This window comes from Desulfosalsimonas sp. (assembly GCF_046483245.1).
In the GTDB taxonomy this organism is placed as follows: domain Bacteria; phylum Desulfobacterota; class Desulfobacteria; order Desulfobacterales; family Desulfosalsimonadaceae; genus Desulfosalsimonas.
This window is the reverse complement of record NZ_JAWODO010000064.1, coordinates 1-17,740: the sequence shown is the minus strand read 5'-3', so window position 1 is coordinate 17,740 and position 17,740 is coordinate 1. Positions and strand designations below refer to the sequence as shown.

The following is a 17,740-nucleotide window of genomic DNA, read 5'->3' as shown; positions in this document are numbered from 1 at the left end:
TTCCAAAGATGGATCCAATCATGTTTCCGTGTCCCCGGCAGACGCATATGGATCGGCATCTGTGCGCAGATCGGCTTCCAGTTCCCTGAAAAGATGGATCACCTCTTGTCGCTCCCGGCGCAGGAGCCTGAGCAGTTCCTCCTGGTTCCAGAAAAAAGTGCGCACCAGAATCCTGTCGCGGTATACAAGAATATTTCGCCTGTAGTGCAGGGCGGCAAATCCGGCCGGCGGCAACAGGGCCAGGTAGGTAAGTGCCCATTTCCAGGTCATGCCAACAAAATACCACAGCCATAACCCAAAGGCGGCATAGGTGACCGTAAATGCCAGAAATCCCACCCCGAAGTAGGCAAAGGCCCGGATGGGTTCCTGTCTGACAAGCCGGGCGGTGTATTTTGTAAACATGTACGGGACAATGTTGTGCACCAGGCCAAACAGGGCCACCGGGGCCATGGCGATGGCGTAAAACGTCATTTGCAGGCGGATGAGCCGCTGGTGAAGCGGCTTGTTGAGCAGTCTTTTGACGGCATGGCTCAGCTCCGCCTGGCGCAGATGGTCCTGGTACCGGTCCACCTGGCGCCGGAGCGGGGCAATGGCCGAAGAGTTGCGCACGGCGGCCCTTAACAGGATTGCACTGATTTGCTTGCGGGTTTTTTCGCGGGTTTCAAAGGGGTCGGCGCCTGCGGCCGGATCGGGCCTGTACCATTCCAGCAGTTTCCACACCCATTGTTTGATCCGTGACCCGGGTTTTGCCTGTTGCGTGTCAGATGCCGGCTCATCTGCGGCAAGAGGTTCCAGTCTGTAATCCAGGGCTTCTGCCAGGTCTTTGGCCAGTTTGTCCACCTGCTGGTCTTCCACGTGCATGGCCTGCTGCCGCAGCGATTCCTGCAGATCCGCGGTTAGCCGCCGGACGGCGGTTTCCGGATCAATCTTGTGCATGCGGGCGTAATCCGACACCCGCAGAGGCGGGCCGAAGCGCAGCAGTGCAGAAGACATGAACAATTCCCTGTGCTCGTAATTAAGGCCCACCGGCACGATGGTCAGACCGAGCCGGTAGTTGTTGCGCTCTTCTGCGCCAAGGGCCATTCTGGCCCCGCCCGTGCGCAGTTCGGCCACCTGTCCGGGCGGAGAATTTTTCCCTTCCGGAAACAGCCCCAGGCAGCCGCCCCTTTCAAACAGTTCGTAAACCTTGTCAAACGCAGCCATGTTGCGCTTTCCGGAATCCCGGGTTTCGTGGGAGCGGTAGACCGGAATGGCCCCGAGCTGATAGAGCAGGCCGCTCACGAACCGGTTTTGAAACAGGCTGCTTCGCACCAGAAAATGGATCTGGCGCCGGGTCTCAACGGCCAGCAGGATGGCATCGAGTACGGAGGCGGGGTGGTTGGCCGCCAGGATCACCGGCCCGGAGCCGGGGATGCGCTCCGGGCCCTGGCTGCGGACCTCGATAAAATAAAGACGGCTGAAAACGCGAAGCAGCCATACAATCACACGATACAGTTTCATATCAGCAAAGCCGTAATCAGTTTTTGGAACCGGTGTCCGAATCGGGCTGTTTTTCAAATGACCCGGTTTCCAGAAAACGGATCACCAGTTCAGCGGTTTCCTTCCTATGATGGATCTGATTGTGATGATAGGGCACCACAACAAAATCGTCGAGTCCGGGATAGCAGACCGATTCTACTTCAACCCGGCCGTCGTTTTCCTTTTCCAGGAGCCGGCCCAGGGCTATGGTGCTCTTGTTTCCGGCAATGGCGCCGATTCTGGTTTCATCGGGATCTGACAGGCCCAGTTCAGGGATGTTTTCCGGCTGAAGAGATTCAAGGGTGGCAAAGGTTTCCACCAGCAGCTCTGAGACATCTCCGGCGATATCGGCAAGCGCGCTTCCCTGGTTGGGCGTGGCAATGAGCACGGCATGGCTCACCTGTTTGTAATTCTGGCTGTGGGCCAGAAAATAACGGATCACCAGCCCGCCGGTGCTGTGTCCGGCCATGGCCACAGACGCGTTGTCCGGCAGTTCGGATAAAATTTTCTCCACCTGTTTGGCAAAAACCTCTGCCGCCTCGTTCACGTGATCAAAGGTAAGGGGCAGGTCAACGGAAATGGCCCGGTACCCGCGCTTGTCAAGAAAGCCGGCAAGGCTTTGCATGTCATCTGCGTCCTTTGCATACCCATGCACGAGGATCACGGTTTTTTCAGGCGCGTTTTGCTGCCGGGACTGCCGTGTATGGTTTTGCGCGGAATTTTCGCAGGCGGCAACCAGCAGGACCGGCAAAAGCACTATGGCCAAAAGGCGCATGTTGGATTGTCTCCTGGTGATATTAAACACTTTTTCGTCAGCAAGCGATCAATTAAATATAGCACGTGACATGGTTGATGGGAAATAACACATAAGCGCATTATTATGGAAATTTTAAAATTTTGTTAAATTATTTTGGTTTTTCGCCGATAGATAATATGATGGTGTCTGAGAATTCAGCTTTCCGCAAATCGCTTCCTGTTTGAAGTTTCACTGGTTATCTGGTTATCTGGATAGTGGGAATATGCGCACTGAAAATCAATATATGGTTTACAAGAGAGTTTTTCTGAAGGAAAACGGAGCTTGCTGGTTTTGCGTTTCAGAAAGATAAATGATCATACGGGATTGACCCTGATTGAATTAATGATCGTTATTGCCATAGTGGGCATATTAGCGAGCATTGCTGCCATGAATTTTATGTCTTATATAGAAAAGGCAAGGATTGCCAGGGCTGTTGCGGAAATAAAAAATATAGAAAAAAGCATATTGGCTTTCAATGCTTCAGAGGGGCGATGGCCGGACAACTTATCCGAGGCCGGTGCAGGGGGGATGATCGATCCGTGGGGAAACCCTTACCAATACATGCCGGTGCAGGGCTCGAGTCCAGGTAAGCTGCGCAAGGATCGGTCCCTGGTGCCGATTAACTCTGACTTTGATCTATACAGCATGGGCCGGGACGGAAGAAGCGTGACGCCACTTACGGCAAAAGCCAGCCAGGACGACGTGATACGCGCGAACAACGGCGGGTATGTGGGCTTGGCAAAGTATTATTAAACAATAGAAAAGTCATTGAAATTCCGGATGCTTAACTCGAGATTTTCTCAGCGTATTTTCCTGCTCTTTCTGGTTTGTATTATCATACCTGTTTCCCTGATTTTTATCTATTCTTATCACCATGTGGGCCGTCAGCTGGATGACCAGTATTTTCACCGTCTTCACCAGGAGGTGAGAACCACAAGCCTTTCCATTTACGAAAGACTTTTGTTTCTGAGGGCTGAATTAAACCTGATTTCCTCCCGCCTGCCGCCAGGGGGCATTGGGCCTGATGATTTTTCAGCCCATGTGGAAAATTTTTTAAAGGGGCGGGCCTACGACCGTTTTACCGGTATTATGTTCCGGAACGGCTCATCTGCCATCCCGGTTTACGGGAAAATCCAAAACCGGCCTGAGCTTTCAGAAAAACAAACCAGGATGATCAGGCAGGGCAAGACCGTGTTGCTCAGGCAGGCGTCTTCCGGCGGCCGGCCTTTATTTTACATGGTCGTTCCCGTGGTTGCCAAAAATCCCGATAAGGGTCTTCTTTTTGGAAGAATTGCGCATGAATATCTCTGGGGCGTCGGGTCAATGCGTTTGCTGCCCCCGATGACACACCTGTTTGTCCTGGATTCCCATGACCGCCTTTTGATTGCCTCAGGAGGTGGCTCCCCCAAAGAAGAAACTTTGAAACGGCTTGCAAAAAGCGCTTTGCAGGATGGCAGCGGCAGAATCGACTGGCGCTATGACGGTGAGGATCATGTGGCTGTCAGCCGCAATCTTTTCCTTGAAGGCCAGTTCTCGGAGCCCGGCTGGACAGTCGTTTTGAGCCAGTCCCGGGACGATATCCGAACATCGCTTAAAGACTTTAAGATTCTGTACCCTTTGTTTTCCCTTTTGAGTCTGTTGATTGTTCTTCTGATAAGCACCATCGGGATCCGCCGCAGCCTTCAGCCCCTGGCGGAGCTCAAAAAAACCACCCGAAGTTTTGCTGAAGGGAAATTGGACACAAAGGCAGAAATTTCCAGCGGAGATGAATTTGAGGAGCTTGCAGATGCTTTTAACCGAATGGGTACTCAGCTGGCGAGTCAATTCGACAAATTAAAACTCAACGCGGAAATTGGACGCCACATGGCCTCCACCATAGATCCCCGGCAACTGGCTGATAAGGCGCTTGAATCCATCTGTCGTCACCTGGATTTTGATGGCGGATTCGTGGGCTGGTATTCACCGGGTTCCGGAGAGTTTATGGGGAGCGGCAGTCTTGGACTTTCCCGGGAGCAGCAACAGGGGCTGATTGAAAAATGTCAGTTTTCCTTGGATTCTGACGGGGGGGCAAGCCTAAAGAAGACCGGATCTGAGGATTGCCAATCCACGTTTGCTGTAGCGGTCGGGGCGGAATTTGCCGCTTGCCTGCCTTTGCAGTTTGCCGATCAGCTGGCTGGTATTATGATTATTTTCAAATATCAGGCGAAAACAATACCGGAAAATACAGAAGAAATTCTGGGACCGATCGCAGACGAGTTAAGTGTCAGTCTTTCCAATCTCCATTCTCTTTCCCGGTTTCTGGAAAGCGAAAATAAGTTCCGCAGCATATTTGAGAACTCTGCGGCCGGAATAGCGCTTCTTGATGCCCGGGGCAGGCTTATAACGGCAAATCCATCATTGTGCCGCATGCTGGGATATGATGCGGAAGAACTTTTGGGAAAAATTTCCACAGATCTGCTGTCATCAGACAGCCAAGCAGCGGTTGCCCGTTTATACCGGGAACTCAAAAGCGGCAAAAGAAAAACGGGTTTCATGGAAGAAAGCTACATCCGCAAGGATGGACGGATCCTCTGGGCAATGGCCAGTCATTCCCTGATTCGGGATTCGGCCGGTGATCCGAAATTTTATATTGATTTAATACAGGATATTACAGAATTAAAACAAGTCAGAGAAGAAAACGAAACCCTGGAAAAACAGCTCCAGCAGGCGCAGAAAATGGAGGCCATAGGAACTCTGGCCGGCGGGATTGCTCATGATTTTAACAATATCCTGATGGCGATTATCGGATATACAGAACTTGCGATCATGTATTCACAAAGCTCTGACTCCTCGCTGCCCATGCTTGAGCAAGTGCTTCAGTCCGCCAATCGTGCAGCCGGTTTGGTCAAACAGATTTTGACCTTTAGCCGCCAGGACTTGCAGGAAAAACAACCTGTGGAACTCATTCCGCTGGTAAAGGAAGCCCTTAAACTGATTCGGGCCACTTTTCCGGCCGGCATCCGGATAGAAGAAGATTACGAAGATCAAACAAAAATGATCATGGCTGATCCCACCCAGATCCATCAAGTTGTGATGAATCTGTGCACCAATGCATACCATGCCATGCAGGTAAAAGAAGCAGGGATTCTTCGTGTTGAGGTTAAATACGGGTTGTCTCTGCCGGCACATCTTCTCAAATCAGCCGATACTGTGCAGGCACCATGCGAGCAGTGGTTAAGGCTTACCGTGGCGGACAATGGCTGCGGCATCAATGCCCGGGATCTGCCGCGGATTTTTGATCCTTATTTTACAACAAAGCCTACGGGGGAAGGCACCGGTCTGGGGCTTTCCGTGGTGCATGGGATCATGGAAAAAATCGGCGGCTGTATTGATATTCGGAGTCGTCAGGGGGAAGGAACGGCTGTGGATCTGTATTTTCCGGTCCATCAGGAGACGATGCGGGATACCGGGGAAAGCAATGACTATGCTGTTTTGTCCGGAAAAGAGCGCGTCATGCTTGTAGATGATGAAGAATCCATCCTTTCTGTGGGCAGGGCAATGCTGGAAAGGCTCGGGTATCAGGTTGAAACTTTCAGCCGGCCGGACAAAGCCCTTGAATCTTTCCGGGCACAGCCGGATGCATATGATCTTATCCTTACCGACAAAAATATGCCCGGGATCAATGGCGATGATCTTGCCTCGGCGATGATGGCCATGCGGCCCGATCTTCCGGTCCTGATCGCCAGCGGTTTTCACGGTGCCAGCAATACGGAGTCAAGTGCATGTCAAAGCAGTCGTTTACAGTACATTCAAAAACCGCTGGGATATAAAGAATTGTCCAAATCTGTGCGGGATATGCTTGATTCAGAAAAAGAGCAGTGACAAAAAATCGCATCAGGGGGGCGTGTTTGAGGCTGATTGCGGTTTGACACCCTGTTTGAATTTGGGTATATATTTAAAATGGAAAAGACGTTTTTTCTATTTATATCCCTGATCTGCCTTGCTTTGGCCGGGTGTGGTTTTTTTACTTCTTATTCCTACGAGAACATCGCCTCTGAATATGCCCACCGTACAATTCCCGGGCCGCCGGGACAAGGGGCGGAAAAGACGGATCCCCGGGATTCGCACAGCCCGGTTGAATTTCCGCTCACGCTTTCTTTCGCCCTTGAAACCGCCTTAAACAACAATCCGGACCTGGTGCAGGCCGCCTGGCGGACCGAGCAGAGCCGGGCCATGCTCTCGCTGGCAGAAACCGCGTTTTGGCCCAAAGCTTCCCTTTACACCGAATACATGCAGGGCGATGCCCCGTCGGCCTATTTTTTTAAAAAGATCGATCAGCGCATGCTGCCGACTGATGCAAATTTCGCAAATTTCAATGATCCGGGCTGGTTTGAAAACTTTGAATCCGGGCTCAACGCACAGATGAACCTGTTTAACGGCGGCAGCGACTACCTGGAGCTGCAGATGGCCCGCATTGATGTGGATATTTCACAGCTTGGCCGGGCAGAGGTGCAAAACAAGCTCGTGGCAGAGGTGATTCGCGCGTTTTACAATGTTTTGGCGGCCCGGGATTTTGTCCGGATTGCCCGGCAATCAGTGGACACCGTAGCCAGGCAGCTCCAGAGCATGCAGGTCCGCTATGAGGGCGGTGCCGTGCTCAAATCCGATATTCTGTCCTTGCAGGCCCGGCTGTCCCGGGCCCGGGAGCAGCTCATAACCGGCCGGAACCGGTGCAAACTCACCGCCGCCGCCCTGGCCAATCTCATGGGGCTGGAAGCTTCTGCACTCACAGGCGACGATAATGTCTTTGCGGGTGCGGATGCCGGTATCCCGGAACTGCCGGCATCCTATGCAGCCGGCTTTCAAGAGGCCCTGCAAAGCCGGCCCGAACTGGCCCGGATTCGTCAGCAAGTGGTGAAATCCAGATATGCACTGGCGGCTGCAAGAGCGTCTTACCTGCCCAGCCTTGATTTGATGGCCAGCTATTATGTGGATGATCCAAACATGGAATATGACCTGGACCGGGAAAACTGGACCGCAGCTGTTGTGCTCAACTGGGATCTGTTTACCGGGTTTTCCCGCCCGGCCCGGATTTCCAGGGCAAGGGCCCGGGTAAATGAGCTTCTTGCCGCAGACAGAAAAACCCTGCTTGAAGTGCAGCACGATGTCAGGCGCGCTTATTTCAATATTGAGGATGCCGCAGCCCGCCACGAGGTGGCAAAGCAAAGCGCGCAAAGCGCGCAGGAATCATTCCGTCTTGTCCGGGAGCATTACCAGGGCGGTGCGGTGACCATCACCCGATATCTGGAGGCCGAGCTCGACCGGCGCCGGGCCCGGATCCGGGCCACTGCGGCCAGGTATGACAAGATCAAGGCCAGGGCAGAGGCGGCCCGGGCCATGGGTTTATGGGCCAGTCAGGAAAGAAAACCTTTTTTGCAGATGCAGCCGCGATGAAGAAAAAACACATTTACATGAGTATCGGCGCAGGTCTGGCAGCAGCGGTAGGGGTGATCCTGCTGATCTGGCTTTTTTCCGGGGATAAGATCGCCCCCGGCAAAATCGCCCCGGAAAAAGCCGCCGCTTGTCCGGATGGCGCCGTCGTCCGGGCCGAACTCACCACCGTGACCGAATGGTACGAGGCTGTGGGCACGGTGGTTTCCAAAAACCAGGCCCAAATCGAACCCCGGGTGACGGGTCCGGTAATGGCGGTGCGGGTGCAGGCCGGTGATGTTGTGAAAAAAGGGGATCTGCTGGTCAGAATAGACGATGACCGGCTTGACTCCCGGCTCTCCCAGGCCAGACAGCAGCTGCAGACGGCCATTTCCCGGCGCGGGGAGGCCGCCCAGGCGGTGAATTCAGCGCAGGCCGCTTTTGCCCGGGCAGAGTCGGATTACAACCGGATAAAAAAATTTTACAAATCCGGGGCTGCCACAGAACAGGACATGGAAGAATCGCGGGCGAGATTTCTCCGGGCCAAAGCGGCTCTGGAGCGCTCCAGCAAAGCCCTTTCCGGTGCAAAATCCGGGGTGAAACTGGCCAAAGAAATGGTCCGGGAGGCTGAAATTGCCCTGGGCTACACCGAGATCCGCGCACCGGCAGACGGCCGTATCTTAAAGCGTTTTGTTGATCCCGGAGACATGGCGGCGCCCGGAAAGCCCTTGCTGGTTCTCCATGCCGCGGGCGGACTGCAGCTCGAAGCCAATGTGCGCGAAGGTCTGATGAACACGGTCCGGCCCGGAGACGAGCGCAATGTCCGGCTGTCTGCCGCCGGAAGGACGGTGGAGGCGGTGATTGCCGAAGTGGTTCCCGCTGTTGATCCCCGGACCCGGACGTTTCCGGTCAAGGCGGACCTGCCGGAACTTTGGGACGCCCGTCCCGGCATGTACGGCAAATTGCTGATCCCGTACATGGACATCTCAGTGATCCTGATTCCCCAAAATGCCGTACGCCGGGTCGGGCAGCTGGAGCTGGTTACGGTGAAAACCAAAGACCGCTGTCAGCGGCGCTACATCAAAACCGGAAAACTTCATGGCGACCGGGTGGAGGTGCTTTCCGGGCTGAGCGGCAATGAAAGCCTGCTCATAGAGGAGTCGGGAAACAATGGCCGATAACCGGCAGGAACCTTCCGGACTGATACCGGGTCTTGTCAGGCCGTTTCTTTCCGGCACCCCGGCTGTCATCGTCCTGGTGATCTCCCTTTGCCTGGGTGCGGCCGCCATAATGCTCACCCCGCGTGAAGAAGACCCCCAGATCGTGGTGCCCCTGGCTGATATATATGTCCAGGCGCCGGGCGCAGGTCCCGGGGAAGTCGAAAAGCTGGTGGCCACCCCCCTGGAACAGCTGCTCTGGCATATCGACGGGGTGGAATACGTTTATTCCATTTCCCGCCGCGGCATGGCCATTGTCACGGTCCGGTTCCACGTGGGCGAGGACTCGGTGGAATCGCTGGTCAAGCTCCATGATCAGATCACCATGCACAGCGACCGGGTGCCGCCCATTGTCAAGGGGTGGACCATTAAGCCTGTGGAGATCGACGATGTGCCCATGGTCAATCTCTGTCTGCATTCGGATCGCTATGATGATCACGAGCTGCGGCGCATCGGCGAGGAGGTTCTCTGGCGGCTTTCAAAGCTGGAAAACATTTCCAGAACCGATATTGTCGGCGGCCGGCAGAGAGAGATCCGGGTGGAGCTGCTTCCGGGGAGGATGAACGGGTATAATGTTTCTCTGATGGCGGTCAACCGGGCCCTTCAGGGTGCTGATGCCGCGATTGCGGCAGGCGATATAGACCGGCATAACCAGAATTTTACCGTGACGGCCAGCTCTTTTCTTCGTTCCGCCGGGGAGGTGCGGGACCTGGTGGTCGGCGTGCACGAGGGGCGGCCGGTTTACCTGAGAAATATTGCCAGTATAACCGACGGCCCGGCAGAAGTATCGAGCTACACGCGCATTGGATATTCCCATCGGCACAGAAAAGCCCACGAGCACCAGGACCGTCCCCTGACCAGCCCGGCAGTGATCCTGACCCTTGCCAAAAAGGAGGGGACCAATGCCGTTGATGTTTCCCAAAGCATCCTGGCGGAGCTCGACCGGCTCAAAAAAAGCGTTATCCCGGATGACGTCCGGGTTGAGGTCACCCGGGACTACGGTTACACCGCCCAGGAAAAAGTCAACAGCCTGCTCAGTTCCCTGTTTTTCGCGGTTGCCACGGTTGTGGTGCTGCTCGCTTTTGCCCTGGGCCGGCGCGAAGCGCTGGTCGTGGCCCTGGCCGTTCCCATAAGCTTCAGCCTGGCCCTGTTCTGCAATTATATGCTCGGCTATACCATCAACCGGGTGACCCTTTTTGCCCTGATTTTGTCCCTTGGCCTGGTGGTTGATGACCCGATCACCAATGTAGACAACATCCAGCGTCACATTTTCATGGGAAAACGGGACCCGTTTAGGGCCACGCTGTTGGCCGTACAGGAAGTGCTGCCCCCGGTGCTCATATCGACTGTGGCCATTATCATTTCCTTTGCGCCGCTTTTTTTCATCACCGGGATGATGGGCCCCTACATGGCGCCCATGTCTGTCAACGTTCCCCTGACGGTTATTTTTTCCACCCTGGCGGCCCTGACAGTGGTGCCCTGGATGACCCACCTGCTTTTGCGCAACCATCCGGCTGCAGGCCCCCGGGACCCGGCGGCTTTAAAAGAGCCCGGGGACGTGCAGCAGGGCACCCCGGATTGGATTTTCAGGGTTTACAGGCGGATTGCCGCCCCGTTTCTTGAATCCCGCATCCGGCGATGGCTGCTTTTGATCACAATCATTGTCCTGCTGGTATTGTCCATGCTTTTGGTGCTTTTTCGCATGGTTCCGCTAAAAATGCTGCCTTTTGACAACAAAAACGAATTCCAGATCATCATTGACATGCCAGAGGGAACTCCCCTGGAAGCCACGGACGCGGCGGTGCGCGATTTTGAAAAATACCTGCGCGGCGTTTCCGAGGTCACCAATTACACCGCTTACGTGGGAACCCATTCGCCCATGGATTTCAATGCCATGGTCCGGCATTACTATCTGCGCAGCCAGCCCCACCAAGCCGATATCCGCGTGGACCTGGCCCTGAAGGCAAATCGCGAGATGCAAAGCCACGGCATTGTCCTGCGCCTGCGAAATGACCTCATGGAGATTGCTGAAAAAAACGGTGCCGCCATGAAGCTGGTGGAAGTGCCTCCGGGCCCTCCTGTTCTGGCCACCATTGTGGCCGAGCTGTACGGAAGCCCGGATAAGTCCTATGAAGAGCTGATCGCCGCGGCCGAACCCGTCAAGCAGCTCATGGCCGGGGAGCCTTCCCTGGTGGATATCGACGACATGACCGAATCGGCCCACGACCGCTACGATTTTGTGCTGGACCGGGAAAAGGCGGCCTTGCACGGGGTATCTGCCGGGGCCGTGATCGAGACCCTTCGCATGGCTGTTCATGGGGCCAGGCCGGCACGCGTGCACCAAGACCAGGAGCGCCAGGCCCTGCACGTGAAAATGGTTCTGCCCCGGGTTCAACGCAGCAGCATATCCGGGTTGAACCGGATTCCCATGGTCACCTCGGACGGGCGCATGGTGCCCCTTGGCGAACTCGTGGAGGTCCGCCGGATACCAAACGAGCAGACCATCTATCACAAGAATCTTGAGCCCGTGGTCTACGTGACCGCTGAAATGGCCGGCCGTGCGCCCGCGGAAGCGATCATTGACATGCAGTCAAAGCTTGCCGCCAATCCGCTTGCCGAAGGGATCCGTGCGGAATGGGCCGGCGAGGGGGAATGGAAAATCACGCTCCGGGTGTTCCGGGACCTGGGAATTGCCTTTGCCGCCGCCCTGATCGGCATCTACATCCTCATGATCCTCCAGACCAATTCCTTTCTCATGCCCGTGCTGATCATGATGGCCATTCCCCTGACCCTGATCGGGATCATGCCCGGGTTCTGGCTGCTGAACATGGTGGCCGGCGGCGAGGTGGGCGGATACAAGGACCTGGTGTTTTTTACCGCCACGAGCATGATCGGCATGATCGCCTTGGGCGGCATTGTTATCCGCAACTCGGTGGTGCTTATCGAATTTATTCACGATTCCCTGTCAGAAGGAATGGCCGTGAAAGAGGCCATACTCAGCAGCGGTGCCATACGCATGCGCCCGATTGTCCTGACAGCCGCCACAACAGCGCTGGGTGCCTGGCCCATCACCCTTGACCCGATATTTTCCGGACTGGCCTGGGCCCTGATTTTCGGGCTTTTTGCCTCCACCCTGTTTACCCTTCTGGTGGTGCCGGTGACATATTACGCGGTTTACGGGACAAAGATGGAACAACAGGATCAGGCAAAGCCGCAATGATACCGGCGGAGTTGAAGATACCTGCAAAGACCATGGCGCGGCACAGTGTTTGAGCCGGCTATAGAAACAATCAGCAAAATACAGGAAGGCGACATGGCCTCAGAAGCCCCCATTTTTGGCAAAATTTTAAACGATTATCTTGCAGCGGTGGCTGCCCTGGATTTGACCGGCAAGCCGGAAATTCTGGGCGTGCGGGTGGCAGACAATGCCGTCGAAGTGCCTTTTTTCGGCAGAATCTACACCATTGGCCCTGACAGGATCGCCAATCCGCAGGGCAAAGCGCCGTCTCACGCGGTGAGCGTGATTTTGTGCAAATATCTGCTGCTTTGCCCGGAAGATCCGGGCACGGACAGCGATCTTGTGACCTATAAGGATTTCAGGGATGCCGCGCCCTATGTGACAGGATTTGGCAATACGGCTGAAAAACCCATATCCAAGGCGTTTTCCGGGCGGATCAGCGCCCTTGAAAATGCCTGCACACGCCTGGGGGGAGAAGCCTGGGATTCGGGGATTTCCTGTGATTTGTCTTATCGGTTTCAGGCGCTGCCGCAAGTGCCGGTCTGCCTGTTATACAATGACGCGGACGAGGATTTTCCCGCAGACACCACCCTGCTGTTTCAGCGGCGTGCAGCGCAGTATCTGGACATGGAATGCCTTGCCATGATCGGGATGGTCCTGGCCCAATGGCTTGTGCAGGGCGCAGACAGGGACGTCTCCGGGCTTGTATAGGTTTTGGGCAGGGGTCAAAGTCAGGCGCAGGTGGTGACATAAACATCATAGGCCCGGAATCACCTGCCCATTCGGTCAAACATCCACTGAAGCCGGCCCGGCTTTTTTTCCAGAGCCCCTTCCGGGCAGATTTCCACACAGCAGTAGCAGCGGATACAGGCGCCGTAATCGTATGCGGGAACGGCCTTTTTTTTGCTTTGGGGCGGGCTGATGGCCCCGGCCGGGCAAATTTTCATGCACTCAAGACAGCCGGTGCACAAATCCGCACTTGGCACGGGCCGCTCCACGCACAGGTTTTTAAAAGTGCGGGTGTTTAACGGCCATCGAAATGTGTTTGAAAACAGCGAGTCCCCGGTTGCCGGCACAAAGTCGGCAACCTGCAGGTTTTCCGGGGGTTCACCCACAAGGTCAATGTCTTTGGCCGATTTTGCGCCCCAGCCCCTGTCAAAACCGTTGACAATGGTGGGGATGTTTCTGAAATCCAGGCCCGCCACTTGGGTTGCGGCATAGTCCACGGCAATGCCGTCTGTACCGGCAAACACCGTGTTTAACTGCCTGAGCCGGCCGCCCCGGCCCGGACCCTCGCCTTCCAGGGCGCAGACCGCGTCCATGACGTGAACCAGGGGTTTGGGCGGGTCAAATCCAAAATTCATGGCACCGTAAAGATCGAGCAGAAAATCGGCAAAATCCGAATGCCGGGGCAGGCGCAAGTGCATCTTGGATTTTTCCATGCCGGCCATGGCCCCGAACAACAACTTGACCGCGCCGGTAATGCCGGTGATGCCATGGGTCTTGAATTTGGGTAGGCACAGGATCAAGTCCGCGTCAAAATAGGCCCTGGCGATATCAATGTGGGGATATCGCCGGGCGCCGTCAAAATGCAGGGTTTGCACGTTTGCAGGATCCGCGGTCAAAATCCCTTCCTGTTGGAGCACTGCCCCGTAGCCGGTTTTCCTGACCACCCGGTCTATGGAATGCACGGCCGGTGATTCCACCAGCACCGGGGTGCCGCCATTGTCTTTGACAATTTTCACCGCGGCCCGGAAAAACTCCGGATGGGTGATCACCCCGCTGTCATCGTCTGCCACGGTAAGCAGGTTGGGCTTTACAGCCACCCGGGCGCCCTTGAAATCCGCGGTTGAAAACCGGATCAAAGAAAGGCTGTCTTCAATGGCCCCCCGGATCGTCTCTTTTTCGTAACTGCTGCACTCAACAAGGGATACAAGCGACATGATTTTTCCCCGCCATCATTAAACCGCAGTCAGTCTGCAGGGCACAAACCTGTGGATCGGGGTGCCCAGGTCGCTGCGGTGGGTGTTTTGCGTCAGTTTGTTGACGTTGATGCCATGGGTTTCATCCCCGTATTGGAGGCCGAAACCGTGGGGGATGACCACCATGCCCGGCCGTATCTGTTTGCTGATCTGCAATGGCCCCCGGGCCGAGCCCGCCGCTGTTGTGATTTCCACCGGCCGGCCGTCTTCCAGCCCCAGTGCTTCGGCATCATCGGGATGCACTGCCACGGTGCAGTCGCGTTTGCTTTTGTTCCATTCGGGATTTCGCATGAGGGTGTTGGCGTTGCAGTCAAAATGCCGGCCCGCATGCAGGATCAGGGGAAAGTCCGGCGGCATGCGAAGTTCTGCTTTTTCCGCTTCAGGTTCCAGGGTCTTTGCCGGATCTTCCAGCTCAGGCACAAAAATTTCGAGTTTTCCGGATTGGGTTTTGAGCATGTCCATGTTTTCATCCGGGTCTGCGATCCCCGCCCATAAGCCCTCAGGGTGGTCGAGCAGCGCCTGAAAGATCCGGTCCCCCTGATCCGGTCCGGGCTCAAATCCCGCCCGTGCTGCGTTTTTCCGGAATGCTTTGGGCGCGGTCATCAAAAGTCCCCAGATGGCGGCCAGGGCCGCGGAATCCCACTGGCGGCCCAGGGTTTTGGCCAGCACAAAGGGCATGGCGGACATGGCCGCGGGTTCTTTGCCCGTCCATTCCATGAGCCGGGCGCCGAAGTCCAGCCGGGCGCCTGCGGCGGCCTGGTAGAGGGAATCCGGGATTTGGGGAATCAGGCCCAGCCGGTCGGCGATCATGGTGGTGATCTGGGAGGACTCCAGGCATGATCCCGGGGGCTGGACCACCGGCCGGCGCAGCTGCAAAAACACTTCAGGGAAGGTGTTGGGAAAAAAGGTGGTGTCCCAGGATTCGTAAAAGCTCCGGCAGGGCAGCACATAATGGGCAAACCGGGCGGTTTCGCTCATGACAATGTCGTTTGCCACCAGCAGGTCCAGGCTGGAAAAGGCTTTTTCATAGGCCCGGGTGTCGGGATAGGAGCGCAGGGGGTTGACCGCGCTGACATACACGGCCCGAAGCCGGTCGGCTTGTCCGGAGAGGATTTCCTCGGGCATCACCGCCGGGGGAAAGGAGCCAGCGGCCGCAGGGGGCATGTTGGTTGCGGCCGTGCGCCAGGTTTTGGGGTTTCTTTCATCTGCATGAAATCCCATGGGCACGACAAACCCCGGGATCACGTTTCCGCCCCGGACCATGAAATTGCCGCACACCGCCTCCAGGATCATGAGAAAATAAAGGCTCAAAACGTTTTTCCGGCCCATGTAAAGCCCCAGGTCCGGGTGCACACACCATTTTTTGGTTACCATGAGGCGGCACAGCTCGTATACCGGCTCAAACTCCAGCTCACATGCGGAAATGGCTGCTTTGTCATCAAAATTTTCAAACCAGGGCCGGATCCGGTCCCAGCCTTCCACGTGATTGCGGATATAATCGGATTTTTCCCAGCCGTTGCTTATGATAATGGCGATCATGGCCTTTAGCAGCAGGGCATCGGTCCCGGGCCGCACCGGCAGATGGATGTTTGCGGCAGCAGCGGTTTTGCTTTTGCGGGGGTCCACGGCCACAAGTATTTTATCCGGATCCCGGGAGATTTCCGTGAGGGTTTTTCTCGCCCGGGGCATCTGGTGGCTTTCCATGCCGTTCCAGCCCCAGGCCACGAGCATCTCGGTTGCATGCTCATCCGGGATGGCCAGGTTGTACTGCTTGCCCAGTATCCGGCCAAAAAGCCACCATGCGTCTGAAAATTCCTGGCCGGCGGATGAATAATAATACTGCGAGCCCATGGCCCGCAGCCAGGTAAGGCCGAAGGTAGCCTCCATGTGACCGCCCTGGGCGCTTCCGCCCATGTAGGCAAGGCCTTGCGGGCCGTGTTTTTCGGCAATGGCCTGCATTTTTTCCGCGATTTCGCCCACGGCCCGGTCCCAGGTGACAGGCTCGAACCGGCCGTTGACTTTTTTCAGGGGCTCGGTGACGCGGTCTTTGGGATACTGGTGATAGGCGATATTCAGGCCTTTGCGGCACACATAGCCCCGGCTGCGGGGGTTGTCCTTGTCCGGCCGGGCCCGCACGATGCGGCCGTTTTCCACCTTCAGTTCCAGCCCGCAGTTCTGGGCGCACAGCACACATCCGGTTTTATGCCATTTCCCCATGGGTTTCCCTCCTTTTGCTTATGATTGGCCGTGACAGGACGGGCCGGATTTCAGCAGGCGGTCAAATACCATCTGTCTGAAGGCCGCCAACGGGGCGGCGCTTTTCAAGGCCTTGGCCTGCAGCAGGGTACCCTGCCATGCGCTGAGGATAAAACCGGCTGTTGTATCAATGTCTATATCCGGGCTTACTTCACCGGACTGCCGTGCTTGCAGGAGACATTGGCCGATTTTTTCGCGCATCTGTTCCAGAATGGATTCCAGCCGCTGGCGGAACCGTTCGTTTTGATCGCTCATTTCCTGGCAGAGGTTGCCCACCGGGCAGCCGCCATAAAAACCGTTTTGTTCAAGCCTGTCTGCATAGGCCTGAAAATAGTTGCGCAGCCGGGTGAGAGGTGTGGCGTCCGGGTCGTGTAGCGCCGCATCGCCCACTGAAGCCGCCCAGGCGGCCATATGGTCGATCAGGGCCAGGCCGAAGTCCTCCTTGCTGGCAAAATAATGATAAAATGAGCCCTTGGGGACGTTGGCGGCCTTGAGAATTTCGCCGATGCCCGTGTGATTGAATCCTTTTGCATACACCAGCCGGGCCCCCTGGGTCAGGATTGTTTTTCGGGTCTGGGATTTCATGCCAATGCATGTTAGTAGACCGGTCGTCTACTGTCAAGGGCAATTTGGTTCCGAAACCATGCGTTTCAAATTCTTATGGCAATGTTACAGCCGGTGGGGCCAGGGGCCGGAGTCAGGATACAGGATGCGTTTTTTTGCAATAACGCAGGTCATACAATTGCATCCGGGGGTCAAGGGATGCGGGCCTTTTTCCCGGGCTTTTTCCATGGAAGCCTCGATCATTTCCATAATCATGGCCCGATCGGTTTTGATTCTTTCATGTCTGGAAGCGGTCATCAGAAACCTGTTTTTCTCGTATAAATCTTGATGGCACCGTAAAAAGCTTTTTATATCGTCCGATATTTGTCAGGAAGGAAGTCCTGCGGTCGGCGTCGGCTTTTTCGCTCCTGATCGTTTTTGCGGATTGATCAAATGCCTTTGCTTAAAATTGACAAACTCGCCCTGCCTTCCTCAAACAAGTTGGAATCTTTACGCAAAAACGCTCAATGTCGCTTCAAAAACCGACCCCGCCCTTGGACATCCTTCTCATCTTATCTTGGAAGGGTTCTTGCCGGGCCGCCCACGGGACCGGGCATGAAAACGACTCTTTTAAGACTTGGATGTGTTCCTTCCCACTCCCTTGGTGTGAAACTTTGCACACAGTCGGCCATGATGCCGGCCCGGGGGTGGTTTGCGAGTCGCATTGAGCGCGCAAGCGGTCAGCAGGGAGCAAACCGCCACCGGGTCGGCATCATGCGAA

Annotated in this window: 12 protein-coding genes; 6 read left to right on the top strand and 6 right to left on the bottom strand. The window is 55.7% G+C overall.

Features of this window, described 5'->3' with window-relative positions; all coding sequences use genetic code 11:
• Window positions 1-18: 18 nt before the first annotated feature.
• Complete coding sequence (locus R6U41_RS06355; protein ID WP_410268994.1) at window positions 19-1,500, bottom strand: lysophospholipid acyltransferase family protein; 1,482 nt, start codon at window positions 1,498-1,500, stop codon at window positions 19-21.
• A 16-nt stretch (window positions 1,501-1,516) separates the two neighbouring features.
• The gene (locus tag R6U41_RS06350; protein ID WP_410268993.1) at window positions 1,517-2,293 is read right to left on the bottom strand and encodes an alpha/beta fold hydrolase; all 777 of its coding nucleotides are present in this window, start codon (window positions 2,291-2,293) and stop codon (window positions 1,517-1,519) included.
• Between the two features lie 303 nt (window positions 2,294-2,596).
• Here R6U41_RS06350 and R6U41_RS06345 point away from each other — a divergent pair, with 303 nt between their 5' ends.
• The 6 genes from R6U41_RS06345 to R6U41_RS06320 all read left to right on the top strand — a co-directional run bounded on the left by R6U41_RS06345 (window position 2,597) and on the right by R6U41_RS06320 (window position 12,889).
• On the top strand, window positions 2,597-3,067 hold the full coding sequence (locus R6U41_RS06345) for a prepilin-type N-terminal cleavage/methylation domain-containing protein (protein ID WP_410268992.1): 471 nt from the start codon (window positions 2,597-2,599) through the stop codon (window positions 3,065-3,067).
• Window positions 3,068-3,094: 27 nt separating this feature from the next.
• Window positions 3,095-6,175, top strand: a complete 3,081-nt coding sequence (locus tag R6U41_RS06340; RefSeq protein WP_410268991.1) for a PAS domain S-box protein — start codon at window positions 3,095-3,097, stop codon at window positions 6,173-6,175.
• Between the two features lie 78 nt (window positions 6,176-6,253).
• Window positions 6,254-7,747 carry a TolC family protein gene (locus R6U41_RS06335; protein ID WP_410268990.1) on the top strand — a complete coding sequence of 498 codons (1,494 nt, stop codon included), beginning with the start codon at window positions 6,254-6,256 and terminating at the stop codon, window positions 7,745-7,747.
• Entirely contained in the window at window positions 7,744-8,904 is a 1,161-nt protein-coding gene (locus tag R6U41_RS06330; protein WP_410268989.1) for an efflux RND transporter periplasmic adaptor subunit, read from the top strand. The genes R6U41_RS06335 and R6U41_RS06330 overlap by 4 nt, the downstream gene beginning before the upstream one ends.
• Window positions 8,894-12,160: an efflux RND transporter permease subunit gene (locus R6U41_RS06325; protein ID WP_410268988.1), complete on the top strand. Its 3,267-nt coding sequence runs from the start codon at window positions 8,894-8,896 to the stop codon at window positions 12,158-12,160. Before R6U41_RS06330 ends, R6U41_RS06325 begins: the two co-directional genes overlap by 11 nt.
• 93 nt (window positions 12,161-12,253) lie before the next feature.
• Window positions 12,254-12,889 carry a DUF3786 domain-containing protein gene (locus R6U41_RS06320; protein WP_410268987.1) on the top strand — a complete coding sequence of 212 codons (636 nt, stop codon included), beginning with the start codon at window positions 12,254-12,256 and terminating at the stop codon, window positions 12,887-12,889.
• Between the two features lie 59 nt (window positions 12,890-12,948).
• Here R6U41_RS06320 and R6U41_RS06315 read toward each other — a convergent pair whose 3' ends face one another.
• The 4 genes from R6U41_RS06315 to R6U41_RS06300 form a co-directional block, all read right to left on the bottom strand.
• Complete coding sequence (locus R6U41_RS06315) at window positions 12,949-14,121, bottom strand: DUF362 domain-containing protein (RefSeq protein ID WP_410268986.1); 1,173 nt, start codon at window positions 14,119-14,121, stop codon at window positions 12,949-12,951.
• Window positions 14,122-14,139: 18 nt separating this feature from the next.
• Window positions 14,140-16,377 (bottom strand): molybdopterin-dependent oxidoreductase, encoded by a 2,238-nt coding sequence (locus R6U41_RS06310; protein ID WP_410268985.1) that lies wholly within the window; start codon window positions 16,375-16,377, stop codon window positions 14,140-14,142.
• 18 nt (window positions 16,378-16,395) lie between these two features.
• A complete protein-coding gene (locus R6U41_RS06305; protein ID WP_410268984.1) occupies window positions 16,396-17,001 on the bottom strand; it encodes a TetR family transcriptional regulator C-terminal domain-containing protein in 606 nt (201 codons plus the stop codon).
• Window positions 17,002-17,085: 84 nt separating this feature from the next.
• A complete protein-coding gene (locus R6U41_RS06300; protein WP_410268983.1) occupies window positions 17,086-17,277 on the bottom strand; it encodes a hypothetical protein in 192 nt (63 codons plus the stop codon).
• Window positions 17,278-17,740 lie beyond the last annotated feature (463 nt).

Coding starts and splice junctions, on each gene's coding strand:
- R6U41_RS06335 (WP_410268990.1), top strand. CDS start 6,254: ATGGAAAAGACGTTTTTTCTATTTATATCCCTGATCTGCCTTGCTTTG.
- R6U41_RS06320 (WP_410268987.1), top strand. CDS start 12,254: ATGGCCTCAGAAGCCCCCATTTTTGGCAAAATTTTAAACGATTATCTT.
- R6U41_RS06310 (WP_410268985.1), bottom strand. CDS start 16,377: ATGGGGAAATGGCATAAAACCGGATGTGTGCTGTGCGCCCAGAACTGC.
- R6U41_RS06305 (WP_410268984.1), bottom strand. CDS start 17,001: ATGAAATCCCAGACCCGAAAAACAATCCTGACCCAGGGGGCCCGGCTG.
- R6U41_RS06355 (WP_410268994.1), bottom strand. CDS start 1,500: ATGAAACTGTATCGTGTGATTGTATGGCTGCTTCGCGTTTTCAGCCGT.
- R6U41_RS06300 (WP_410268983.1), bottom strand. CDS start 17,277: ATGACCGCTTCCAGACATGAAAGAATCAAAACCGATCGGGCCATGATT.
- R6U41_RS06325 (WP_410268988.1), top strand. CDS start 8,894: ATGGCCGATAACCGGCAGGAACCTTCCGGACTGATACCGGGTCTTGTC.
- R6U41_RS06330 (WP_410268989.1), top strand. CDS start 7,744: ATGAAGAAAAAACACATTTACATGAGTATCGGCGCAGGTCTGGCAGCA.
- R6U41_RS06315 (WP_410268986.1), bottom strand. CDS start 14,121: ATGTCGCTTGTATCCCTTGTTGAGTGCAGCAGTTACGAAAAAGAGACG.
- R6U41_RS06340 (WP_410268991.1), top strand. CDS start 3,095: ATGCTTAACTCGAGATTTTCTCAGCGTATTTTCCTGCTCTTTCTGGTT.
- R6U41_RS06350 (WP_410268993.1), bottom strand. CDS start 2,293: ATGCGCCTTTTGGCCATAGTGCTTTTGCCGGTCCTGCTGGTTGCCGCC.